At 70.8% G+C, this 24,404-nt stretch carries 17 protein-coding genes; 4 read left to right on the top strand and 13 right to left on the bottom strand.

Annotated features, from left to right (window positions below):
- Positions 1-98: 98 nt before the first annotated feature.
- Genes STRBO_RS0109255 through STRBO_RS0109245 form a run of 3 tightly spaced genes read right to left on the bottom strand, consistent with a single transcriptional unit; the run spans position 99 to position 3,819 of the window.
- Positions 99-1,070 (bottom strand): carbohydrate ABC transporter permease, encoded by a 972-nt coding sequence (locus STRBO_RS0109255; protein ID WP_005479714.1) that lies wholly within the window; start codon positions 1,068-1,070, stop codon positions 99-101.
- Positions 1,067-2,107 (bottom strand): ABC transporter permease, encoded by a 1,041-nt coding sequence (locus tag STRBO_RS0109250; RefSeq protein WP_020114095.1) that lies wholly within the window; start codon positions 2,105-2,107, stop codon positions 1,067-1,069. The genes STRBO_RS0109255 and STRBO_RS0109250 overlap by 4 nt, the downstream gene beginning before the upstream one ends.
- 26 nt (positions 2,108-2,133) lie before the next feature.
- Positions 2,134-3,819, bottom strand: a complete 1,686-nt coding sequence (locus STRBO_RS0109245; protein ID WP_005479719.1) for an extracellular solute-binding protein — start codon at positions 3,817-3,819, stop codon at positions 2,134-2,136.
- Positions 3,820-4,195: 376 nt separating this feature from the next.
- On the opposite strand from STRBO_RS0109245, the gene STRBO_RS0109240 reads away from it, so the two are divergent.
- Positions 4,196-7,048 (top strand): glycoside hydrolase family 3 C-terminal domain-containing protein, encoded by a 2,853-nt coding sequence (locus STRBO_RS0109240; protein ID WP_005479722.1) that lies wholly within the window; start codon positions 4,196-4,198, stop codon positions 7,046-7,048.
- A 157-nt stretch (positions 7,049-7,205) separates the two neighbouring features.
- On the opposite strand, the gene STRBO_RS0109235 is transcribed toward STRBO_RS0109240, so the two are convergent.
- The 3 genes from STRBO_RS0109235 to STRBO_RS0109225 all read right to left on the bottom strand — a co-directional run bounded on the left by STRBO_RS0109235 (position 7,206) and on the right by STRBO_RS0109225 (position 12,922).
- Positions 7,206-8,657 carry an aldehyde dehydrogenase family protein gene (locus STRBO_RS0109235; protein ID WP_005479723.1) on the bottom strand — a complete coding sequence of 484 codons (1,452 nt, stop codon included), beginning with the start codon at positions 8,655-8,657 and terminating at the stop codon, positions 7,206-7,208.
- Between the two features lie 374 nt (positions 8,658-9,031).
- Complete coding sequence (locus tag STRBO_RS0109230; protein WP_005479724.1) at positions 9,032-10,654, bottom strand: PucR family transcriptional regulator; 1,623 nt, start codon at positions 10,652-10,654, stop codon at positions 9,032-9,034.
- Positions 10,655-10,789: 135 nt separating this feature from the next.
- Positions 10,790-12,922, bottom strand: a complete 2,133-nt coding sequence (locus STRBO_RS0109225) for a hypothetical protein (RefSeq protein ID WP_028796556.1) — start codon at positions 12,920-12,922, stop codon at positions 10,790-10,792.
- Positions 12,923-13,196: 274 nt separating this feature from the next.
- On the opposite strand from STRBO_RS0109225, the gene gabT reads away from it, so the two are divergent.
- Positions 13,197-14,531, top strand: a complete 1,335-nt coding sequence (gabT, locus tag STRBO_RS0109220; RefSeq protein ID WP_005479729.1) for a 4-aminobutyrate--2-oxoglutarate transaminase — start codon at positions 13,197-13,199, stop codon at positions 14,529-14,531.
- Between the two features lie 389 nt (positions 14,532-14,920).
- A complete protein-coding gene (locus STRBO_RS0109215) occupies positions 14,921-15,607 on the top strand; it encodes a phosphatase PAP2 family protein (RefSeq protein WP_005479731.1) in 687 nt (228 codons plus the stop codon).
- Positions 15,608-15,714: 107 nt separating this feature from the next.
- On the opposite strand, the gene STRBO_RS0109210 is transcribed toward STRBO_RS0109215, so the two are convergent.
- From STRBO_RS0109210 to STRBO_RS0109180, 7 genes are all read right to left on the bottom strand, one after another.
- Positions 15,715-16,179, bottom strand: a complete 465-nt coding sequence (locus tag STRBO_RS0109210) for a hypothetical protein (RefSeq protein WP_020114092.1) — start codon at positions 16,177-16,179, stop codon at positions 15,715-15,717.
- A 200-nt stretch (positions 16,180-16,379) separates the two neighbouring features.
- Positions 16,380-17,798, bottom strand: coding sequence for an NAD(P)/FAD-dependent oxidoreductase (locus STRBO_RS0109205; protein WP_005479734.1), 1,419 nt, complete (start codon positions 17,796-17,798; stop codon positions 16,380-16,382).
- A gap of 34 nt (positions 17,799-17,832) precedes the next feature.
- Positions 17,833-18,633: an ABC transporter permease gene (locus STRBO_RS0109200; protein ID WP_005479736.1), complete on the bottom strand. Its 801-nt coding sequence runs from the start codon at positions 18,631-18,633 to the stop codon at positions 17,833-17,835.
- Positions 18,634-19,563: an ABC transporter permease gene (locus STRBO_RS0109195; protein WP_005479738.1), complete on the bottom strand. Its 930-nt coding sequence runs from the start codon at positions 19,561-19,563 to the stop codon at positions 18,634-18,636.
- Positions 19,563-20,747 (bottom strand): ABC transporter ATP-binding protein, encoded by a 1,185-nt coding sequence (locus STRBO_RS0109190; protein WP_005479740.1) that lies wholly within the window; start codon positions 20,745-20,747, stop codon positions 19,563-19,565. The genes STRBO_RS0109195 and STRBO_RS0109190 overlap by 1 nt, the downstream gene beginning before the upstream one ends.
- A complete protein-coding gene (locus STRBO_RS0109185; protein WP_005479742.1) occupies positions 20,744-21,991 on the bottom strand; it encodes an ABC transporter substrate-binding protein in 1,248 nt (415 codons plus the stop codon). Before STRBO_RS0109185 ends, STRBO_RS0109190 begins: the two co-directional genes overlap by 4 nt.
- A gap of 56 nt (positions 21,992-22,047) precedes the next feature.
- Positions 22,048-23,583, bottom strand: coding sequence for a gamma-aminobutyraldehyde dehydrogenase (locus tag STRBO_RS0109180; protein WP_005479743.1), 1,536 nt, complete (start codon positions 23,581-23,583; stop codon positions 22,048-22,050).
- Between the two features lie 212 nt (positions 23,584-23,795).
- On the opposite strand from STRBO_RS0109180, the gene STRBO_RS0109175 reads away from it, so the two are divergent.
- Positions 23,796-24,362 (top strand): riboflavin biosynthesis intermediates N-glycosidase, encoded by a 567-nt coding sequence (locus tag STRBO_RS0109175; protein WP_020114091.1) that lies wholly within the window; start codon positions 23,796-23,798, stop codon positions 24,360-24,362.
- The last annotated feature ends 42 nt before the right edge of the window (positions 24,363-24,404 follow it).

The raw sequence follows: 24,404 nt of genomic DNA, 5'->3' as shown, positions 1-24,404 counted from the left end.
GCCCGGAGTCTTTTAGGGGCGCGGGGAACTGCGCGAGCAACCACCGACCACCCGCGGTCGCGCACGCATCCTCGGCCCCGAGGAAAGAGGCGCCCCGGTCACCCCTTGATCGCGCCGGTGAGCATCCCCTTCTTGAAGTGCTTCTGGACGAAGGGGGAGAGGACCGCGACGGGGAGCAGCGCCATGACCATGACCGCCATCTGGATCGCGAGCGGGGAGAGCTGGCCGGTGTTGATCTGGGCGGAGAGGCCGACCGGGCGTTCCTGTTTCTGGACGAGCTGGATCATGACGTTCTGCAGCGGCATCATGTCCTGGTCGGTGAGGTAGATGGAGGCGTTGAACCAGGCGCTCCAGTAGCCCACCGCGTAGAAGAGGGCGATGACCGCGAGGACCGCCCTCGACAGCGGCATCACGATCTTCCACAGGATGCGCCAGTCCCCGGCGCCGTCGATGCGGGCGCTGTCGATGAGTTCCGGCGAGATGCCCATGAAGAACGAGCGCAGGACCAGGATGTTGAAGACGCTCACCGCGCTGGGGAGGATCAGCGCGAGATAGGTGTCCGTGAGGCCGAGGGCCTGGACCAGCAGATAGGTCGGGATGAGGCCCGCGCCGAAGAACATCGTGGCGAGCAGGGTCATCAGGATCCAGCGGTGGGCGAGTGAGCCGACGCGGGACAGGCCGTAGGCGCACAGGACCGAGACGGTCATGCTGAACAGGGTGCCGACGACCGTGACACCCACGCTGACCAGGGCGGCCGTCTGGACCTGGCCGCCGCCGAGGAGTTCCCGGTAGGCGACGAAGGTGATGCCCTCGGGGATGACGACGAGACCGCCCGCCTCGTCGATGGTCTTCTTCGTCTGGAGGCTCGTGACGACGACGATCCACAGAGGGAAGAGGATCGCGAAACAGGCGAGGCCGAGGGCGATGCCCTTGCCCGCGAGTCCCGCCTTGGCGGGTTCCTCCTCCCAGACCGGGCGGGGCGGTGCGGCCCAGCGGCTCGCCCTGCCCGGTGCCGGCCGCCGGTCGGCGGCTCCGGCCGCCTCGTCCGCTGTGTCGAGGAGCGCGCTCATTTCTTGTACACCCCCTGCTCGCCCATGAGATGGGCGACCTTGTTGGCGGTCAGGACCAGTGCGAGGCCGACCACGCCCTTGATGAGTCCCGCCGCGGCGGCGTAGCTGAAGTCCTGGTTGCGGATGCCGTTCCACCACACATAGGTGTCGAGGACATCGGAGGCCTCGACGCCCACCGCCTGCCGTTGGAGCAGCAGTTGCTCGAAGCCGACGGTCAGGGCGTCGCCGACGCGCAGCACCAGCAGCAGGGCGATCACCGGGCGCAGGGCGGGCAGGGTGATGTGCCACATGCGCCGCCAGCGGCCCGCGCCGTCCATCGCGGCGGCCTCGTAGAGGTCGTGGGAGACGGAGGAGAGCGCGGCGAGGAAGACGATGATGCCCCAGCCGGCGTCCTTCCAGATCATCTCGACCGTGACCAGGTACTTGAAGGTCTCCGGGTTGGTCATCAGGTCGAAGCCCTCGACGCCGTGCTGGCGCAGGGTCTGGGCGATGACGCCCGCCCCGCCGAAGATCTGCATGAACACGGTGACGACGAGGACCCAGGAGAAGAAGTGCGGGAGGTACATGACGGCCTGGGCGACCGCCCGGATCCGGGGTCTGACGATGCTGTTGATGAGCAGCGCGAGCAGGATCGGGATGGGGAAGAAGAGGACGAGCTGGAGGAAGAACAGCACGAACGTGTTCTGCACCGCGTGCCAGAAGTCCGAGTCAGCGAAGATCCGTTCGAACTGCTCGAAGCCGACCCAGGGGCTCTGGAAGATGGCGACGAAGCCGTTCTCGCTGAGGTAGGGGTCGTAGTCCTGGAAGGCGACCACGTTGCCGAGGATCGGTATGTAGTTGAAGACCAGGATCAGCAGGACCGCCGGCAGCGTCATCAGGATCAGGGTGCGGTCGCGCCGGAATCTCAGGCGCAGGCTCAGCCTGCCCGCGCGCCCGTCGTTCCGGGGCGGGGGCCCCGTGGCGTCGTCGGACGCCACGGGGGCCGTCCCGGAAGTCTTCGCCTCGGCCCTCGGCCGGGGCACCGTGCTGTGGGACACGGCCTTCTCCTCGCCTCGGCCCCGGGTCAGTTCGCCGAACCGGTGTCGTCGAGCAGCTTCTTGTACCAGTCCCGCAGGTCGTCACCGCCCTTGCTCTTCCAGTCGGACACCGCCTGCTGGACGTCACTGATCTTCTTGCGCCCGCGCACGACGTCGTCCTCCAACTGCTCGAAGTTGTCGGCGAGGTTGGCCCAGCGGTTGGGCTCGGTGACGGTCAGCCCGAAGAAGGAGGTCTTCTCGGTGAAGGCGCCCATGCGCTGCTGCCACTCGACGATGCCCTTGGTGACGTCGGGGAAGTCGGGATAGGCGACGTACGGGGCGGGGTTGCCGGTGTAGTCGTAGGCGCCGTTGACCTCGTTGACGCCCGTCGTGGACTTGACCGGCAGGCCCTTCTTCGTGTCGTAGTCCGTGCCCTCGACGCCGTAGGCGGTGAGCATGAACTCCTTGGTGCCGTAGGGCGCGGCGCAGTAGTTGCAGAGGGCGAGGAAGTCCTTGATCTGCTGCGCGGAGGCCTTCTTGCTGACGAACGTGAAGATGTTGGCGGGCTGCACCGCCCACAGGGTGGGGTCACCGCCGTCGGGGCCGAAGATGTCGAACGCGGCCATGTCGAAGTCGCTCTTCTGGGTGGCCTGTTCGGAGACCGAGCCCCACCAGGCGGAGATGTTGTCGTTGAAGACCAGCGACTCACCGGCGGTGAACCGGTTCCGGGCGTTGCCGCCCGCTTTGCCGGAGACCGCGTCCGGGTGGACGACGCGGGCCGCGTAGAGCTTGCGGACCCACTCCAGGGCTTCGAGGTACTCCTCGGTCTCGACGCGGTTGACCAGCTTGCCGTCGACCGTGTTCCACCACAGCGCCTTGTCGCTGCCGGGGAAGACGCCGTAGAAGTTGAACGCCGACCACTTCATGTCGTCGCAGGCCCACACCTTCGACTTGGCGTCGGTGGCCTCCTTCGCCCAGGACAGGAACTCGTCGGGGCTGGTGGGGACGGTGTAGCCCTTCTTGTCGAAGATGTCCCGGCGGTACATGGGCGCGATGTCCGTGACGTACGAGGCGGGCATCGGGATCGCGCGCAGCTGGCCGCCGAAGATGCCGCGCTGCCAGGCCTCGCTGGGCACGGCCGCGAGGTTCGGGTACGCCTTGACCTTGTCGCCGGAGAGATACGGGCCGAGGTCGGCGAACTTGGCGTTGATGGCGCTGGGTATCTTGCCCATCAGGTTCCAGCCGGGGACGACGACCACGTCGGGGATGTCGCTGGAGGCGAGGACCGCGCCGAGCTTCTGGTCGTAGGTGACGCCGTCCTGGTTCTGCCAGGTCACCTGGACGCCCACAGCCTCGTTCATCGCCGTGTAGTACGGGTTGTCGCCCTTCGGCGGCGTCCCCCAGAACGGCGCCATGACCTTCAGTCCGCCGCCGCTGCCCAGCTTCTTCGGGACCGAGGTCTTCAGGTCGGCCGTGGGGATCGCCTTGGTGAAGCCGGCCGCCGAGCCGTTCTTCGACGGGATGTCGGGCGCCACGACGTTCGAGGCGACGAACGTCGGAAGGATCTTCTTGGCGTCCTTGCCCGACGTCGCGCCCTCCTTGCGGCCTTCCTGCGAGCCGCCGCAGGCGGACAGCAGCGGCACGCCCCCCGCCACTACGGCGGCGGCGACCGCCGTGGAGGCGAGAAAGCTTCTCCGGCCGGGCGCGGCGGAGGTGGCGGAGTTCGGCGTCATTGCGTCAACCCTTCATGGCGCACACCAGGACACCCGGCGGTGGCCGTCGGCTGCGGTGTCTTCAACAGAACTGGCTGTGCAGAAGCGATGATCATCGGAGGGAGGTGAGCATGCGAAGCGGTCCCTCCACAGTCGAAGCGCTTCGATGTTGCTGCGAGGTTAAGTGAACGACCGGGGGTGCACAAGGGTCGATCCACAGATTCCTCAGAGGTGCGAAGGACTGGAGCGACCCCTTCCGACCTTCGCTCTCCCGGCCTGTATGACGGTGCGGAAACGGATCTGTTGCGCCTTGGTCTCTTGACACCCGCCCCACCGTCGAATGAGCATCGAAGCGCTTCGAAAGCGCCTCGTCGTTCCACCGCAAAGGGATCCCCACGTGACCGCAGAGACGACCCCCACGCCACCTTTCCGCGATCCGCAGTTGCCGCTCGCGAAGCGCATCGACGACCTGCTCCAGCGGCTCACCCCGGACGAGAGGATCGCGTTCCTGCACCAGTTCGCGCCCGCCGTCGACCGTCTCGGGGTGGCCGCCTTCCGCACCGGCCAGGAGGCGCTGCACGGGGTGGCGTGGATGGGTCCCGCGACGGTGTTCCCGCAGGCCGTCGGCCTCGGCGCGACCTGGAACGAGGACCTCGTGCGCCGGGTGGGCGAGGCCGTGTCCACCGAGGTGCGCGCGATGCGGGCGCGCGACGACCGCGTCGGCCTCAACGTCTGGTCCCCGACGGTCAATCTGCTGCGCCACCCCCTGTGGGGCCGCAACGAGGAGGGCTACTCCGAGGACCCACGGCTGACCTCGGCGATCGCGACCGCGTACACCCGCGGCCTGCGCGGCGACCACCCCACGTACTGGCGCACGGCCCCGGCCCTCAAGCACTGGCTGGCGCACAACAACGAGACCGACCGCTCCACCACCTCCTCCTCGGTCCGCCCCCGCGTCCTGCACGAGTACGACCTGCGCGCCTTCCGCGAGACCGTCGAGGCGGGCGCGGTGGCCGGCGTCATGCCCGCGTACAACCTGGTCAACGGCCGCCCCAACCACGTCTCGCCGCACCTGGCGGAGCACCTGCGGACCTGGACCGACGAGCCCCTGCTGGTCTGCTCGGACGCGGGGGCGCCGACGAACCTGGTCGACTCCGAGCACTACTTCGACACCCACGAGGAGGCGACCGCCGCCTCGCTGCGCGCCGGGGTCGACAGCTTCACCGACCACGGCACGGACGGTTCGACGATGACCGACCGCGTCCGGGGTGCCCTGGCCCGCTCCCTGCTGACCCCGGCCGACATCGACGAGGCGGTCCGCCGACAGCTCTCGGTCCGCTTCCGCCTGGGCGAGTTCGACCCCGGCCGCGACCCGTACGCCGACGTCAAGGACTTCGACACCCCGGCCCACCGCGCCCTCGCCCAGGAGGCCGCGGAAGGGGCGGTGGTCCTGCTGAAGAACGAGGGCGACCTGCTCCCCCTCGCCGCCGACACCCGTATCGCCGTCGTCGGTCTGCTCGCCGACGAGTGCAAGCTCGACTGGTACAGCGGCACCCTCCTGCACCGCTCGACCCCGCTCGAAGGCCTGTACGACCGCTTCGGCGCCGAGCGCGTGACGTTCGCGGAGGGCGTGGACCGGGTGCGTCTGCGGGCGCAGTCCACCGGCGCGTTCGTGTTCGTCCCCGAGGCGCCCGAGGCCGCCGACGAGGTGCGCGGCGCACAGGGGGCGCTCGATCCGGCGCTCCTGGCCGGCCGTACCGATCTGTCGCCGCTCACCACCGACCCGGACGGCACCGAACTGGCCCTCGTCGACTGGGGCGAGGACGTGCTCACGCTGCGCGCGCCGGACGGCCGCTATCTCTCGGTCGCCGACGACGGCTTCCTGCGCGCCTCCGCCGACCAGCCGGGCGGCTGGATCGTCCAGGAGACGTTCCGCCTGGAGCCCTGCGAACCCCACGGGAAGGGGCACCTCCTCAAGCACCTGGGAACCGGCCGGTACGTCACTGTCGGCGCCGACGGAGTAAAGGTTGCCGACGGCAATCCGGAAATCTTCGACCTGGTCGTGACCGAGCGCGGCGAGACCGCCGTCGCACGGGTGGCCGCCGAGGCCGACGTGGTCCTCGTGGTCGCGGGCAACGACCCGCACATCAACGGCCGCGAGACCGAGGACCGTACGACCCTCGCCCTCCCCGCCCACCAGGAACGGCTGCTGCGCGCGGCCCGCGCCGCCAACCCGAACACGGCGCTGGTCCTGGTCTCGGCCTACCCCTATGCCGTCGACCCCGCCGGCCTGCCCGCCGTCATGTGGACCGCGCACGGCGGCCAGGCCGCGGGCACCGCCCTGGCCCGCGTCCTCGCCGGTGACGTCTCCCCCGCGGGCCGCCTCCCGCAGACCTGGTACGCGGCCGACGCCGACCTCCCCGGCCTCCTCGACTACGACGTGATCGGCGCCCGCCAGACGTACCTCTACTTCGAGGGCACCCCGCTGTTCCCGTTCGGCCACGGCCTGTCCTACGCGGAGTTCGCGTACGGAAACCTGACCGCCCGGCTGGGGGACGGCGATCTGACGATCTCCTTCACCGTCACCAACACGGGCACGGTGACCGCCGACGAGGTCGCCCAGCTCTACGTGCGCGCCGAGAGCCCGTCGGTCCCACGCCCGCGCCGCGAGCTGGCCGGCCACCGCCGGATCACGCTCGCCCCCGGCGCCTCGACGGAGCTGACCTTCCGGCTCCCGCTCTCCGTACTGGAGTTCTGGGACGTGGCCCACGGCGCCTGGCATCGGGAGCCGGGCGCCTACGAACTGCTGGCGGGTGCGTCCAGCGAGGACATCCGCCTGCGTACGACCGTCACCGTCGACGGCGAACCGGTCGCCCCACGCCCGGTCGTGACCCACGGCCTGGGCGCGGCGGACTTCGACGAACAGCGGGGCACGGAGATCGTCGACCGCACGAAGGTGTCCGGCGACGCGGTGACACCGGCCGGCGACGGCCCCGGTGAACTCCTCTACCGCGCCTGCGACTTCGGAGCGGGCGTCACCGAGATCGCGGTGGAGGCGGCGGGGACGGGAAGCGTCGAGGTCTCGCTCGTGGGCGGCCCGGTACTGACCACCCTGACGCTCGACCCGCCCACCGCGGGTCCGTACGCGTACACGACCCTGCGCGCCGCCGCCTCGGCGGCCGGGACGCACGACGTCCGCCTAGTGCTGCGCGGCCCACTGCGGCTGGCGCACGTCGGCTTCTCCGGTTGAGGGTCCGGAGCGAGCCGGCACACAGAAGGGGCCCGGCACCGGAAGGCATCGGTGCCGGGCCCCTTCATCCCGGGATCCGACCCGAGACTACATGAAAATGATTGTCACAAGCTAGGGTTGGTCGGGGATCGAGGGCCGGCGATCGGTCCGACGGCGCTCAGAGCTGGAGCCCCGTCAGCACCATCACCCGCTCGTAGGTGTAGTCGTCCATGGCGAAGCGCACACCTTCCCGCCCGACACCGGACTGCTTCACCCCGCCGTAGGGCATCTGGTCGGCGCGGTAGGACGGCACGTCACCGATGACCACGCCGCCGACCTCCAGGGTCCGGTGGGCGCGGAAGGCGGTCTGCAGGTCGTGGGTGAAGACGCCCGCCTGGAGGCCGTACTTGGAGTCGTTGACGGCGGCGAAGGCCGCGGCCTCCCCCTCCACCTTCCGCACGGTGAGGACGGGCCCGAAGACCTCCTCGCAGGAGACGCTCACGTCGGCGGGCACGTCGGTGAGGACGGTCGGCGCGTACGAGGCGCCGTCGCGCTTGCCGCCGGTGAGCAGCGTGGCGCCGGCGTCGACCGCCTCCCGCACCCATGCCTCGACCCGCTTGGCGGCGTCCTCGCTGACCAGCGGCCCCACGTCGGTCGCGCCGTCGGACGGGTCGCCGGTCACCTGCGCCTCGACCGCGGCGACGATGCGCGGCAGCAGCCGGTCGTACACGGACGCGTCCGCGATCACCCGCTGCACGGAGATGCAGGACTGGCCGCCCTGGTAGTTCGAGAAGGTCGCGATGCGGCCGGCGGCCCAGTCGAGGTCCTCGTCGCTCGCGTAGTCGGCGAGCACGACCGCCGCGCCGTTGCCGCCCAGCTCCAGGGTGCAGTGCTTGCGCGGCGCCGAGTCCATGATCGCGTAGCCGACCTTCTCGGACCCGGTGAAGGAGATCACGGGCAGCCGCTCGTCCTGGACGAGGGCGGGCATACGGTCGTTCGCGACCGGCAGGATGCTCCAGGAACCGGCGGGCAGCGCGGTCGCCGCGTCCGCGAGCAGCTCACCGATGATCAGCCCGGACAGGGGCGTCGCCGGGGCGGGCTTCAGGATGATCGGCACACCGGCCGCGATCGCCGGGGCGATCTTGTGGGCGCAGAGGTTGAGCGGGAAGTTGAAGGGCGCGATCCCGAGGACGACGCCCTTGGGGAAGCGGCGCGTGAGGGCGAGGCGCCCCTGTCCGCCCAGGTCGGTGTCGAGCCGCTGCGCCTCGCCGCCGTTGAACCGCCGGGCTTCCTCGGCCGCGAACCGGAACACCGAGACCGCACGGCCGACCTCGCCGCGCGCCCACTTGATCGGCTTGCCGTTCTCGGCGGAGATCAGCTGCGCGATCTCCTCGGTCCGCTCGACGAGACTCCTGCTGACGTGGTCGAGCACGGCGGCCCGCACGTGCGCGGGCGTCGCCGCGAACTCGTCCCGTACGGCGTACGCGGCGGCCACGGCCTCTTCGACCTGCTCGTCCGTCGGCACGCTCACCGCTGCGACCAGGCGGCCGTCCCAGGGCGACGTCACATCGAACGTGGTCTCACCGGTGGCCCGACGGCCGGCGAGCCAGAAGGCGGTAGTGGCGGTCATAGTCGTTCCCGGCCCTTCGGTGGGTACACATGTCGTCTTCCGGCTCCACGGTAGAGCCGGGACGGCGAGGGGGCGCTTGTCCGGCACGTATGACTACGGCTGGGGGGTGCGCCGGATTGGAGGGGTGGATCGGCCTGGGGTGGGGTGGTGAAGCGGCTGCGGGCCGGTGGGGCTCCTCGCGCGCTTCCCCGCGCCCCTGAGGACCCGAGTGCTGCTGCGGCCCCGCGCCCTTGAAGAGCAGTGGGCGCAGCCCCTGCTCTTCAAGGGCGCGGGGAACTGCGCGACCAGCCCCCACCGGACCCGCGGCTGGGGGTCGAAGGGGCGCAGCCCCTGGGGAGGGACGGGTAGGGGCGGCGGGGGCGGAAAAGTACGCCTTACTCCCCCGCGGCAGCGGTCGCCTTCAACGCCAGCCACAACTCCATCCGCACATCGGGATCATCGAGCGACCGCCCCACGATCTCCTCCACCCGCCGCATCCGATAGCGCAACGTATGCCGGTGCACCCCCAGATCCGCGGCAGCCGCGTCCCACTGCCCATGCCGCGACAACCACGCCCGCAGCGAAGCGACAAGATCCCCCCGCCCGGTCGCGTCGTGCTCACGAAGCGGCCGCAGCAGACTGTCCGCGAACGCCCGCACCGCATCGTCACCGAGCAACGGCAACACGGACCCCGCCGCCAGCTCCTCGTGCTCGACGAGACACCGCCCCCGTCTCCGGGCCACGGCCAGCGCCTGCTCGGCCTGCTTGTACGCGGCGGCGGCCGCGATCGGCCCGGCGGGCGCGGACAGCCCGACGACGAGTTCCTCCTCGTCGACGGAAACGGGGACGGGGACGGAGCCGCCCCCGGACACCGGTTCCCGCCCGGCCGCCCGCGCCGTCTCCAGCTCCACCGCGAACGCCCCGCACGCGTCCACGGCCGCACCCCCGTCCACGGCGAGCACCACCAGCCGCTCCCCGTCGGGCACGACGAGCACCGCCTCCCCGGCCCGCGCGGCGGCCGCCTCCACGACCTCGACGAGCTGTCCGAGCAGGTCACCCCCCGGGCCGGTGGCGACCGACGACGAGGTGGACTCCGCGAGGATCAGCCGGAAGGGAGCGTCCAGCAGCTCCCCGTACAGATCCCCGGCGACGGCGCGCGCATGGTCGCACTCTCCGGCCAGCAGCATCCGCAGCACCGCCGCGCCGATCCGCTGCTCGGCGGCGTGCAGCGGACGCGACCGCTCCGTGGTGAGGGTCAGCAGGGCGATCGCGGAGTGCACGGCGTACCGCTCGGCCGTGCCGAGGGCCGCCGCCGTCCCGACGGCGAGGGCGGCACGGGCTCGGCGTCCGCCGCCGAGCGAGTGCAGTTCGACGCGGTCCTCGCCGCCGACGACCGCGCTGGCCGGCGCGGGCCGGTCGCGCAGCCGTTCGACGTCGGCGATGAGCCGGCCGGCCCGCCGCTCCGCCCACTCGGGCGCCACCGCGACGACCGCGCCGGAGGCGTCGTACAGGGCTGCCCACCCGTCGACCTGCCCGGCGAGCGCGCCGAGCAGCCCCTCGGGGCCGTCGGTCAACGCCTGCCGGGTGAGTTCCCGCTGGGCGGCGAACCCCGCCGTGACCGCCCGGTACTGCTCGGCGGCGATGGCGGCCGACACGGCCTTGCTGATGGCGAGGAAGGGCGTACGCCGGGGCACTTCGAGCAGGGGCAGCCCCTCCCTCTCGGCCGCCGCGACGAGCGCCTCGGGGATGTCCTCGTAGTGCACCCCGACGGCGAAACCGAGCCCGACGACCCCGGCGCCCACCAACCGGCGTACATAGCGCCGCATCGCCTCCGGGTCCTCCGCGTCCAGTTTCAGCGCGGTGATCAGCAGCAGCTCCCCGCCCTCCATGTACGGCACGGGGTCGGCCAGCTCACTGGCGTGCGCCCAGCGCACCGGTACGTCCAGGCGGTCCTCCCCCGCCCGCACGGTCAGCTTGAGCGTGGAGTGGTGGACGAGCGAGGCGAGCGTGGGGGGCATGGGACCTTCACGTCGACGGGGGCTTTTGGCCGCCGCGTATGAACGGCCTGCCCCGATTCTGCCTCACCGTACGGTCAGGAGCCCTCCGCACCGCACACCGATCGGCTGGAACCGACCGGCACTGCGGCCCGCCGTTCAGCCCCGCAGATCCACCAGCAGCGGCGGCGCGTGCTCGCCCCGCACGGTCGTCAGCGACAGCACCGCGTGGCCCGGCGGCACGCCGTGCGCCAGTTCGGAGGCGGACCAGCGCTCCCGCTCGACCTGCCGTACGGTCACGGCGCGCGCGGTCGGCGCGTGGCCGGTGATCATCCGGCGCAGCGCGTGCCAGGCCTTGCCCGCCGGGGAGTCGGCGATGATCTGCCGGTCGGTGACGTCCCGCGCCTCGGTCCACTCCTTGCCCCAGACCTCGGCGAAGTCCTGCCCGTCCCACGGGGTGAGCCCGGACAGCGCCATCCGGCAGCCGGTGGCGCCGAGAAGCGGCCCGCGCAGTGGCCGGGGCACGTCGTCGAGGGTGCGGAGGGTGAGGACCGTGCCCGCGTTGGTCGAGCGCAGCCGCTGGATGCCGCGGACGGCCTCCGGCGTGACGACCCCGGTGGCGTCGTCCAGCACGAGGCAGGCGAACAGCGACCGGTCCTCCCGGACGGCGACGCTCGCGGTGAACTGCGCGAGCACCAGCCGCGCCAGGATGCGCGAGGCGTCGGAGTGGCCGCGCTCGGGGAGGTCGATACGGACCCGTACCGGGTGGTCGAGGGCGCGCAGGGAGAACGGCCGGGACTGGCCTGAGGTGTCGAAGAACGTGGCGAAGGCGGGCCGGTCGAGGAGCGCGACCCGGTCGGCGAGAACGGAACCGACGTCCCCGGGGTGCCCGAGCTGGCGTTCCCGCGCGTCCAGCTCGCGCAGCAGGGACTCCTGTCCGGCGGCCTGGAGGCCCTTGCGCAGCTCGCCCAGCGGGCCGGGTGAGCCGTCGAGCAGCTGGCGCAGCTGCGGCACCGAGGGGAACCGCCCGTGCACCGCGCGGTACGGGCCGAGCAGCTGGGCGAGGACGGTGGTGGAGCGCCGGCTGTCGCCGCCGGGGTGCGGGTCGGCCAGGTCGCCAACGAGCGCCTCCGCGAGGACGGCCGCGGCCTCGTCGGGGTCCGTGGTCCCCCCGTAGAGGTCGAGGTCGTAGACGGACTCCGGGTTCCCGATCCGCACCACGACGTCGTACGCGTCGGCCGGCCCGAGGCCCGCTCCCGCCGCCCCCACGACCACCACCGCGGCCCGCCCGGCGAGCGCGTGCAGACACAGCGACTCGGCGACGGGCCAGACCACGCTGCCGGTCTTGCCCGATCCGGCGGGTCCGACGGCGAGCAGGGACGTGCCGAGCAGGTCGGGGCCCAGGGCGAGGCCCGTGCCCCGGTAGGCGTAGGGGTTGCGCGGGTCGTCGACGGTGCCGCCCAGGCGGACCTGGCCGGTGACCAGGTCGTGCCGGGCGAGCCGGGCAGGCAGGTCCCGCTCCCCGGACGGGTGCAGACACGCCGCCGCACCGTCCTTCAGGACCGCGCCGGTGAACGTCGCCAGGCTGTGCCGCCCGCTGCGCACGCCCTGCCACGCCCGCATGATCCGCGCATGATCCACGTCCCGCATGAGCCCGGCGGCCCCCTCCACGACCAGCCGCTCGGCGGCGTCGAGGGCCCCGGCCTGGCGAAGCTGGTTCCACTGGGCGGGGTCGTCCTGATCGGCGAGGGCCGTCCGCTCCGGCGGCCGACCGCGCAGCCGGGGTGAGACGAAACGGCGCCAGACCTCGCCCCAGCGACCCAGCCTGGCCACCGCGATCAGGATCAGCAGCGCCACGAGCAGCTCGTAGCCCCGATACAGGATGAAGGTACCGACCTGACCACCCTCACCGGAGCCGCCTTGCCAGGAGTCGGGCGCGATCAGGTCGAGCGGGATCCACCACCAGTAGCCGAGGTAGCCGTTCTGCAGCAATGACCAGACGAGCCATCCCACCAGGAAAGCGATGAGAGCCCCGCCGATGAGCTGGCGTTTGGGAATCTCCTCGGGCTCCTCGTCGGGACGGGGCGTGTGTCCGAACCGCCAAACGCCTGGTGCGGCGTCCGGTCTCGGTGCCCGCAGCCACTCGAGGAAGGAAGACCCGTCCGGCATCGGAGGAACCCCTGGTGCACGCGCGGGCCGAGGGGGCATCGTGGGCCCCTCGGGTGGCCCCGCCGGGCGCGGCACAGGATTCGCATGCGTGCCCCGCGCGTCCCGCGTCCCGTCGCTGTCCATCGCGCTTGCCCCCTGACCAGCCGTTCCGTCCACCATCAGCGAGCCAATCTAACGCCCTCGCAAGGGGAGTTCACCGCTTACGTGGCCGGGCGGGCCAGGAAGCGGCCTGTCCGTGACTCACTGGTCACTGATTCACCTCCGACAACGCGCCATGTCCATCAAGGACAAGCGGAGTCGCCAACAACGCCCACATGGAGCATGCCCAGTGTTCCTTCCCGGTCCTAGCCTGCGAGTAAAAGAAGGCAAGCGTCAGTAAGACCCCCAGGAGCCCCTCATGAGCGCACTTCCCCAGGAGCGCCGCGTAGTCACCGCCATCCCCGGACCGAAGTCCCAGGAGCTGCAGGCCCGTCGTGTCGCCGCGGTCGCGGCGGGGGTGGGGTCGGTGCTGCCGGTGTTCACCGCGCGCGCGGGCGGCGGCATCATCGAGGACGTCGACGGCAACCGGCTGATCGACTTCGGCTCGGGCATCGCCGTCACGAGCGTCGGCGCCAGCGCCGAGGCCGTGGTCCGCCGGGCCACCGCCCAGCTCCAGGACTTCACGCACACCTGTTTCATGGTCACCCCGTACGAGGGCTACGTCGCCGTCGCCGAGGCCCTCGCCGAGCTGACCCCGGGCGACCACGCCAAGAAGTCCGCGCTGTTCAACAGCGGCGCCGAGGCCGTCGAGAACGCGGTGAAGATCGCCCGGTCGTACACCAAGCGGCAGGCCGTGGTCGTCTTCGACCACGGCTACCACGGCCGCACCAACCTCACGATGGCGCTGACGGCGAAGAACATGCCGTACAAGCACGGCTTCGGCCCGTTCGCGCCCGAGGTGTACCGCGTGCCCGTCGCCTACGGCTACCGCTGGCCGACCGGTCCGGACAACGCCGGCCCCGAGGCCGCCGCGCAGGCGATCGACCAGATCGCCAAGCAGGTCGGCGCGGAGAACGTGGCCGCGATCATCATCGAGCCGGTGCTCGGCGAGGGCGGCTTCATCGAGCCCGCCAAGGGCTTCCTGCCGGCCATCAACAAGTTCGCCTCCGACAACGGCATCGTCTTCGTCGCCGACGAGATCCAGTCGGGCTTCTGCCGCACCGGCCAGTGGTTCGCCTGTGAGGACGAGGGCATCGTCCCGGACCTGATCACCACCGCCAAGGGCATCGCCGGCGGCCTCCCGCTCGCCGCCGTCACCGGCCGCGCGGAGATCATGGACGCGGCGCACGCGGGCGGCCTCGGCGGCACCTACGGCGGCAACCCCGTCGCCTGTGCGGGCGCCCTCGGCTCGATCGAGACGATGAAGGAGCTCGACCTCAACGCCCGGGCGAAGAGCATCGAGGCGACGATGAAGGCCCGCCTCACCGCCATGGCCGAGAAGTTCGACCTGATCGGCGACATCCGCGGCCGCGGTGCCATGATCGCCATCGAGCTGGTCAAGGACCGTACGACGAAGGAGCCGAACCCGGAGGCGACCGCCGCGCTGGCGAAGGCCTGCCACCAGGAGGGCCTGCTGGTCCTGACCTGCGGCACCTACGGCAACGTGCTGCGTTTCCTGCCGCCGCTCGTCATCGGCGAGGACCTCCTGAACGAGGGCCTGGACATCATCGAGCAGGCGTTCACCCGCGTCTGACCCACGCGGCACGGTGCCGGGCGCCCCTTCTCACGGGGCACCCGCATACGGAATGCCCCGTCCGCCTCCGGCGTCCCACGCGTCAAGGGACCTGAACCCGGAAGCGGAATCTCCTCCCGGATTCCGGTCCCTGTGGACAAGCGTCGGAGCGCGTGAAGAAGGTGTGCAAGGTGCATGGCGGGTCGCGATTCCGGCTGTCGTGGCCGCGTCCCCTGTCGTAGGTTCTGGAGCAGATGAGAGATACACCCCGCCCGCAGGGGACTGTGGGTGACACCGGGTCGGGGCCTCCCCAGCTTCGCCCTGGTCGTGCCCTCGCGCACACACCCGGAGCTTCCGGCTCCGGATCTCCTCACCGATCGGATGGCCGCCCGTCCCAAACCCCCCGGGGCGTGCGGCACACCGATCCGGACGGCCGTCCTCGAACCACCCCCCCTGTTCGAGGACGGCCGACCATCCTCCCGGGCCGCCGCGCCGCCCTCCTCCTTGTCGGCGCCCCGGCCCTCCTCTTCGCCCTGATCACCTGGCAGATCCTCGCGCACGGCCCCCTGGCCCGCGCGGACGAACGCCTCAGCGACGTGCTCGTCCACCGCGGCGCCCCCACGCGGTTCCTCGCCGACCTCGGCGGAATCACGGTCGCCGTCCCGGTCCTCGCCCTCGTCCTGCTGTATGTCGCGTGGCGTGCGCGTGCCGCCGGCCGGGAGCACTGGTGGCGGCCGTCCGCCGCGGCCGCGCTCCTGCTGGCCGCCGTACCGCTCTGGGTGATCCCGCTGAAGGAGCTCATCGCCCGGTCCGGTCCGCCGATCATGGGCCCGGGCACGGGTTTCTACCCGTCCGGCCACACCGCGACCGCCTCCGTCGCGTACGGCGCCGCCGTCCTGCTCCTGCTGCCCCTGCTGCGCGGCGCCCCCGCGCGCCGTGCGGTCGTCGTGCTCGCGGTCGTGGTGAACATCGGGGTCGGCTTCGGTCTGGTGCGCCAGGGTTACCACTGGCCGCTCGACGTGGTGGCGAGCTGGTGCGTGTGCGTGCCGCTGCTCTCCTCGCTGTGGTCCGGGGTACGCCGGAGTCCTCCCGGGTGACGTCCGCGTCGGCCGCACGGGCGGCCGACAGGTGCGCGTGGCCGGGGAGGGCCGCCGTCACCACATCCGGGCGGCCGGGGGACGGCCGCCGTCACCGCATGCGGTCCTCAGTACCCCGGCTGCCGGTCCTCGTCCCTGGCGAGGCTCGCCGCCGCCTCGTGCATCGCCAGTTCGAGCAGTGCCGGATCGGTGAGGGTGCCGCTGCCGTCCGGCGGGATCAGCCAGCGGACTCCGCCGGTCTGCCGTCCCGGGTACGGCACCACGATCCAGGTGCCGCCGCCCGCGCTGCGCACCCCCGTGCCGAGCCATCGCGACGCCGTGCCCGGCGGGACGAAGAACCCCATGCGGTCGTCGCCGAAGTCGGCGAGCACGGGTCCGGGCCGGTCGATGATGCGGGTGAGGACATCGAGGGTGGGATAGCCGAGCAGGCCCGGCAGGATCAGCACGTCCCAGGCCCTGCCGGCCGGAAGCAGGGCGACCCCCAGGGGGTTGCGCTCCCACTCCCAGCGGCAGGCCTCGGGATCCGGTGATACGGATGCCAGCCACTCGGCCGCCGTCTTGGCCCCAGTCATGACAGGGACCTTCCTCTCTCTAGTGCTCCGTCGGACGCGGTTTTCGCGTCAGGAGCACAGACAGAGGTTCCGGCCGGGCATTACGCGGGTTCGGACCACTTCTTGGTGGTGAATGGAGTAACACCGCCCAGCAGGGCGTACGCCCGTTGATCACGCGCACACCTTCACGCCCCGCTGAGCACGGGATTCCGGTCCGCGCCTCAGCTGTCGAAGCCCAGTCCCAGCCGGTCCATGGCCTTCAGCCACAGGTTGCGGCGACCGGCGTGGGAGTCGGCGCGGGCCAGGGACCACTTGGTGAGAGCGATGCCGGTCCAGGCGAAGGGCTCGGGCGGGAACGGCAGCGGCTTCCTGCGGACCATCTCCAGCTCGGTGCGCTCCGTGCGCTCGCCCGCGAGCAGGTCGAGCATGACGTCGGCGCCGAACCGGGTGGCGCCCACCCCCAGCCCCGTATACCCGGCCGCATAGGCGACTTTGCCCTGGTGGGCGGTGCCGAAGAACGCCGAGAAGCGGGAGCAGGTGTCGATCGCGCCGCCCCAGGCGTGGGTGAAGCGGAGGCCCTCCAGCTGCGGGAAGCAGGTGAAGAAGTGCCCGGCGAGCTTGGCGTACGTCTCCGGCCGGTCGTCGTACTCGGCCCGCACCCGGCCGCCGTACTGGTACACCGCGTCGTAGCCGCCCCAGAGGATGCGGTTGTCGGCGCTGAGCCGGAAGTAGTGGAACTGGTTCGCCGCGTCCCCGAGCCCCTGCCGGTTCTTCCAGCCGACCGACGCCAGCTGCTCGGCGGTCAGCGGCTCCGTCATCAGGGCGTAGTCGTAGACCGGGACGGTGTACGCGCGGACGCGCCTGACCAGGCTGGGGAAGATGTTCGTGCCGAGCGCCACCTGCCGGGTACGGACCTGACCGTAGGGAGTGCGGACGGCCATGCCGGGGCCGTGCGCCTTCAGGCTCAGCGCGGGGGTGTGCTCGTAGACGCGGACGCCGAGGTTCAGGCAGGCCCGCTTGAGGCCCCAGGCGAGTTTGGCGGGGTGCAGCATGGCGACGCCCCGGCGGTCGTACAGGCCCGCCCGGAAGGTCGGCGAGGCGACCTGCTCGCGGACCGCGTCGGCGTCCAGGAACTCGATGCCGTCGGCGAGACCCTTGCCGGCGATCTCGTCGTACCAGTCCCGCAGTTCCCGGGCCTGGTAGGTCTCGGTGGCGACGTCGATCTCGCCGGTGCGTTCGAAGTCGCAGTCCAGGCCGTGCCGGGCGACCGCCGCCTCGATCTCGTCGAGGTTGCGGGCGCCCAGTTCCTCCAGCTTGTGGATCTCCTCGGGCCAGCGGGCGAGCCCGTTGGCCAGGCCGTGGGTGAGCGACGCGGCGCAGAAGCCGCCGTTGCGGCCGGAGGCGGCCCAGCCCACCTCACGGCCCTCCAGCAGGACGACGTCCCGTCCCGGGTCGCGCTCCTTGGCGAGCAGCGCCGTCCACAGTCCGCTGTAGCCACCGCCGACGACCAGGAGGTCGCAGGTCTCCGCGCCGGTGAGCGCGGGCTCGGGGCGGGGTTGGCCCGGGTCTTCGAGCCAGTACGGGACCGGCTGGGCTTCGGAGAGCGACTTCGTCCAACGGCTCATGGCGCTCGGGGCCATGATTTCAACTCCCTACGGAAGGTGCGCGAAAGGCTTATGCCTTCTGCTTGGCACGGCGGTTGCCGATGACCATGGAGACCAGCACCAGCAGGACGGCGACCAGGAACATGGCCGTACCGATGACATTGATCTGGACGGGCGTTCCGCGCTGCGCCGAACCCCAGACGAACATGGGGAAGGTGACGGTCGAGCCCGCGTTGAAATTGGTGATGATGAAATCGTCGAAGGAGAGTGCGAAGGCGAGCATCGCGCCCGCGGCGATTCCGGGGGCGGCGATCGGCAGGGTGACCCTGATGAAGGTCTGGAAGGGCCCGGCGTAGAGGTCCTGGGCGGCCTGCTCCAGGCGCGGGTCCATCGACATCACGCGCGCCTTGACCGCCGTGACGACGAAGCTCAGGCAGAACATGATGTGCGCGATGAGGACGGTCCAGAAGCCCAGTTGGGCGCCCATGTTGAGGAACAGGGTGAGCAGCGAGGCCGCCATGACGACCTCGGGCATCGCCATCGGCAGGAAGATCAGCGAGTTCACGGCGCCGCGGGCCCGGAAGCGGTAGCGGACCAGAGCGAAGGCGATCATCGTGCCGAGGACGGTCGCGCCGAGCGTCGCCCAGAACGCGATCTGGAGGCTGAGGGAGAGCGAGCCGCACATGCCGGCCACCCCACAGGGGTCCTGCCAGGCGTCCGTGGAGAACTGCTGCCACTGGTAGTTGAAGCGGCCCTTCGGCTTGTTGAAGGAGAACACCGTGACCACGACGTTCGGCAGCAGCAGATAACCGAGCGTGCACAGTCCCGCGATGACGACGAGATGGCGCTTGAGCCAGTTGACGAAGGCCATTTAAACCAGATCCTCCGTCCCCGACCTGCGGATGTAGAGCGTGACCATGAAGAGAATCGCGGCCATCAGGATGAAGGAGAGCGCCGCGGCCGTCGGGTAGTCCAGGATGCGCAGGAACTGCGTCTGGATCACGTTTCCGACCATGCGTGTGTCCGTGGATCCGAGCAGGTCCGCGTTGACGTAGTCGCCGGCCGCCGGGATGAAGGTCAGCAGCGTGCCGGAGACCACGCCCGGCATCGACAGCGGGAAGGTCACCTTGCGGAAGGTGGTGACCGGCTTGGCGTACAGGTCGCCCGCGGCCTCGTGCAGCCGTCCGTCGATGCGCTCCAGGGAGGTGTAGAGCGGAAGGATCATGAACGGCAGGAAGTTGTAGGTCAGACCGCACACCACCGCGAGCGGCGTGGCCAGCACGCGGTCGCCGGCCGTCCAGCCGAGCCAGTCGGTGACGTCCAGGACGTGCAGGGTGTTGAGGGCGCCGACGACCGGGCCGCCGTCCGCGAGGATCGTCTTCCAGGCGAGGGTGCGGATCAGGAAGCTGGTGAAGAACGGCGCGATCACCAGGATCATGATCAGGTTCCGCCAGCGTCCCGCGCGGAACGCGATGAGGTACGCGAGCGGGTAGCCGAGGACGAGGCACAGGATCGTGGCGGCGCCGGCGTACAGGATCGAGCGCAGGAACTGCGGCCAGTACTCGGACAGCGCGTCCCAGTAGGTGGCGAAGTGCCAGGTGACCTTGTAGCCCTCCTCCAGGGAGCCCGTCTGCACGGACGTGGAGGCCTGGTAGATCATCGGCAGCGCGAAGAAGACGACCAGCCAGAGGATGCCGGGCAGCAGCAGCCAGTACAGCGTGAGGCGGCCCCTCCTGCGTGGCGGCTTCTTCCCGGGCGCGGTCGGGGTCAGAGGCGGCGGCGCCTCGGTGAGCGTCGCCATCAGAGCGTCGCCTCTTCCTGGATGCCGGCGGAGCCCGTCGTCCCGGCAAGCAGGGACTGGGCGGCGTCCAGGCCGAAGGTGTGGGCCGGGTTCCAGTGCAGGACGACCTCGGCGCCGGGCACCAGCCGGTCGTCACGGTCGATGTTCTGGGCGTAGACCTCGAACTCGGGACAGACGGGGCTGTCGATGACGTACTGCGTGGAGACGCCGATGAAGGAGGAGTCGGCGATCTTGCCGGTGATCCGGTTGCGGCCGACGGGGATCTCGCCCGCCTCGTCGGCGTGGGTGAGGGAGATCTTCTCGGGGCGGACGCCGACCAGCACCCTGCCGCCGGTCGTGGTCGGCCCGGAGTACCGCGCCTCGGGCAGTACCAGCTTGCCGCCGCCCGCCTTCAGCACGATCTCGCCGCCGCTGCGGGAGTCGACCTCGGCCTCGATGAGGTTGGAGGTGCCGAGAAAGTTGGCGACGAAGGTGGTCTGCGGGTTCTCGTACAGGTCGGTCGGCGAGCCGAGCTGCTCGACCCTGCCGCCGTTCATCACGGCGACCGTGTCGGCCATCGTCATGGCCTCCTCCTGGTCGTGCGTGACGTGCACGAAGGTGATGCCGACCTCGGTCTGGATGCGCTTGAGCTCCAGCTGCATCTGGCGGCGCAGCTTGAGGTCGAGGGCGCCGAGCGGCTCGTCCAGGAGCAGCACCTTGGGCGTGTTGATCAGCGCCCGGGCGACGGCGACGCGCTGCTGCTGGCCGCCGGAGAGCTGGTGCGGCTTCTTACGCGCCTGCTCCCCCAGCTGCACGAGCTCCAGCATGTTCTCGACCTGCTTCTTCACCGACTTGATGCCGCGCCGGCGCAGCCCGAAGGCGACGTTCTCGAAGATGTCCAGGTGCGGGAAGAGGGCGTACGACTGGAAGACGGTGTTCACCGGCCGCTTGTAGGGCGGCAGCCGGGTGACCTCCTGGTCTCCGAGGTGCACGGTGCCCGTGGTGGGCTCCTCCAGACCGGCGATCATGCGAAGGGTGGTCGTCTTGCCGCAGCCGGAGGCGCCGAGCAGGGCGAAGAAGGAGCCCTGGGGAACGGTCAGGTCCAGCGGGTGCACGGCGGTGAAGCCGTTGTCGTAGGTCTTGCCGATGCCGGAGAGACGGACGTCCCCGCTGTGCTCGGTGGTCTTGTTCGTCACGGTGATCACGCCCCCGTCAGCTTTGCGAACTTCTGTTCAAATGCTGTCTCTTCCTTCGAGCTCAGCGAGCGGAAGGCGTGCGACTTCGCGGCCATGGCCTTGTCGGGGATGATCAGCGGGTTGTTCGCCGCATCCGGGTCGATCTTCTCCAGCTCGGGCTTCACCCCGTCGACGGGCGACACGTAGTTGATGTACGCGGCGAGCTCGGCGGCCGGCCGGGGCTGGTAGTAGAAGTCGATCAACCGCTCGGCGTTCGTCTTGTGACGGGCCTTGTTGGGGATCAGCATGTTGTCGGTCGACGTCATGTATCCGCTCTCGGGGATGATGAAGTCGATGTCCGGGCTGTCCGCCTTCAGCTGGACCACGTCACCGGCCCAGGCGACACACGCCGCGAAGTCGCCGCTGGTCAGGTCGGACGTGTAGTCGTTGCCGGTGAAGCGGCGGATCTGCCCCTTGTCGACGGCCTTCTGGAGCCGCGCGATCGCCGCGTCGTAGTCGTCGGCGGTGAAGTTCGCCGGGTCCTTGCCCATGTCGAGCAGGGTCATGCCGATGCTGTCGCGCATCTCCGACAGGAAGCCGACCCGGCCCTTGAGCTTGTCGTTGTCGAGCAGGTCGGAGATCGACTTCACCTCCTGGCCGTCGAGGGCCTTCTTGTTGTAGGCGATGACGGTCGATATGCCCTGCCAGACATAGGAGTAGGCCCGCCCCGGGTCCCAGTCCGGGTCGCGGAACTGCGCGGACAGGTTGGCGTAGGCGTGCGGCAGGTTGGAGGCGTCCAGTTTCTGGACCCATCCGAGGCGGATGAGCCGGGCGGCGAGCCAGTCGGTGAGGACGATGATGTCGCGCCCGGTGTCCTGCCCCGCGGCCAGCTGCGGCTTGATCTTCCCGAAGAACTCGACGTTGTCGTTGATGTCCTCGGTGTACTTGACCGAGATACCGGTCCGCTTCTTGAACCGGTCGAGCGTGGGATGGTGCTTCTCGCTCTCGTCCACGTCGATGTACTCGGTCCAGTTGGAGAAGTTGACGGTCTTCTCCTCGGCCGAGTGGTCCTCCGCGGAGACGCCGCCCCGGGTGGTGCCGGCCGCGGGGATGCCGCAGGCACTCAGCGTCCCGAGGCCGCCGACCGCGAGCGCGCCGCCCGCGGAGGCGCGCAACAGGGACCGCCGTGTCATGGCGGCCCGGCCGTTGCGGAAGCTGCGCCGCACGGCGGCCACTTGGGCCGGCGACAGGCGGTCGGGCTCGTACTGCTCCATGCGCTGATGCCCTTTCGGGAAGGTGGGCGGCCGCGGGTCGGACGGCCTGAGATGGGCTAGCGGTCCCCGAAGATCGTGCGGTGCCAGTCCTTCCTGGCGATCGCCGTATTGTCGAACATGACGTGCTTGATCTGGGTGTACTCCTCGAACGAGTACGTGGACATGTCCTTGCCGAAGCCGGATGCCTTGTAGCCGCCGTGCGGCATCTCGCTGATGATCGGGATGTGGTCGTTGACCCACACGCATCCGGCCTGGATCTCCCGTGTGGCGCGGCCGGCCCGGTACACGTCCCGGCTCCAGGCGGAGGCGGCGAGCCCGTACGGGGTGTCGTTCGCGAGCCGGATGCCCTCGTCGTCGCTGTCGAAGGGCAGGACCACGAGCACCGGTCCGAAGATCTCCGACTGGACGATCTCGCTGTCCTGGGCCGCGTCCGCCACGAGCGTGGGCCGGTAGTACGCGCCGTCCTTCAGCGCTCCCTGGGGCGCCTCGCCGCCGGTGACCACGCGCGCGTACGCGCGTGCCCGCTCGACGAACCCGGCGACACGGTCGCGCTGGACGTGCGAGATGAGCGGCCCGAGGTCGGTGCCCGGGGCGAAGGGGTCGCCGAGCCGGACGGTCTCCATGAGGGCGGCCGTCCGCGCGACGAACTCCTCGTACAGGGGCCGCTGCACGTACGCGCGCGTGGCGGCCGTGCAGTCCTGGCCGGTGTTGATCAGGGCGCCCGCGACCGCGCCGTTGGCGGCGGCCTCCAGGTCGCCGTCGTCGAAGACCACGAACGGGGCCTTGCCGCCCAGCTCCAGATGGAGGCGCTTGAGGGTCGCGGTGGCGATCTCGGCCACGCGCTTGCCGACGGCCGTGGACCCGGTGAAGGAGGTCATGACCACGTCGGGATGGCCGACGAGGTGCTCACCGGCCTCCTTGCCGGTCCCGGTGACGATGTTGATCACGCCGTCGGGAATGCCGGCGTCCGTGGCCGCCTGCGCGAACAGCAGCGAGGTGAGCGGGGTCGACTCGGCGGGCTTGAGCACGATCGTGTTGCCCGCCGCGACCGCCGGGAGGATCTTCCAGGCCGCCATCTGGAGGGGGTAGTTCCAGGGTGCGACGGAACCCACCACCCCGAGGGGCTCACGGCGTACGTAGGAGGTGTGGTCGCCCGAGTACTCGCCGGCCGACTGGCCCTGGAGGTGCCGGGCGGCGCCCGCGAAGAACGCGATGTTGTCGATCGTGCCGGGCACGTCGAACTCACGCGTCAGTTTGAGCGGCTTCCCGCACTGCAGGGACTCGGCCCGCGCGAACTCCTCCGCCCGGTCGGCCAGCACCGCGGCGAAGCGGTGCAGCGCGTCCGACCGCTCGCCGGGGGTCGTGCCGGCCCAGCCCGGGAAGGCCGCGCGGGCGGCGGCCACGGCCGCGTCCACGTCGTCCGGTCCGGCCAGCTCGTAGGTGAGGACCTCGTCACCGGTCGCCGGGTCGACGACCGCGTGGGTGCGGCCCGAAGTGCCCTTCGTCAGGCGGCCGGCGACGTACTGCGCGCCGACCGCGAAGCGGTCCTGTGCGGGGAATCGGTCCGGGGTCGCGGTGCCCGGGTTCTGCATGTCGCTCTCCTCCGCCTGTGCCCCCTCTGTCCTCGGGGGCGGGTGGCGTAGCTCCAGCTCGATTTGAGTGCCGATCCTGACAGAGCTATGCGGCGCCAACAAGTGATTCCGTTGTTGCCTTTTGGTTACGCGACGGAATCTGTCGACCAGGTGTCGAGTCGGGACCGAAAATCAAGGACGGAATGTCAGTGGCGGCTGCCAGACTCGTCGACATGGAGAAGATCGATTCCTGGGAGACGCTGACGGAAGCGGTCCGCGCGGGGGCGAGGATCAAGTACCTGCACTTCTGGGGACACCGGCCGCGGCCCGACGGCCGGATCGGCGCGAGCTGTCTGAGTCAGTGGTGGCCCTCGCCGTTCACGGTGGACGGCGTGGAGTACGCCACGGCCGAGCACTGGATGATGGCGTCGAAGGCCCGGCTGTTCGGGGACGCGGAGGCGGAGCGCAGAGCCGTGGCCGCGGCGGGCCCCGCGCAGGCCAAGAAGATCGGGCGGCTCGTCCGCGGCTTCGACGACGCCCTGTGGGAGCGGGAGCGCTTCGCGATCGTCGCCGAGGGCAGCTTCCACAAGTTCGCCGCCCACCCCGACCTGCGGGCCTTCCTTCTCGGCACGCACAACCGCGTCCTCGTCGAAGCGAGCCCCCTCGACCGCGTCTGGGGCATCGGCCTCGCGGCGGACGACGAACGCGCCATGGACCCCGCCCGGTGGCGGGGCCCCAACCTGCTGGGCTTCGCGCTGATGGCGGCCCGTGAGCGGCTGCTGAGCGGGGTCGACGCCTGAGCGCTCCGCCCGAGGGCGGGTGACCGTGCGTCGTGGCCGCCC

Source organism: Streptomyces bottropensis ATCC 25435 (assembly GCF_000383595.1).
In the GTDB taxonomy this organism is placed as follows: domain Bacteria; phylum Actinomycetota; class Actinomycetes; order Streptomycetales; family Streptomycetaceae; genus Streptomyces; species Streptomyces bottropensis.
The sequence above is the reverse complement of the archived record's forward strand: the minus strand, read 5'-3'. Positions and strand labels throughout refer to the sequence as shown.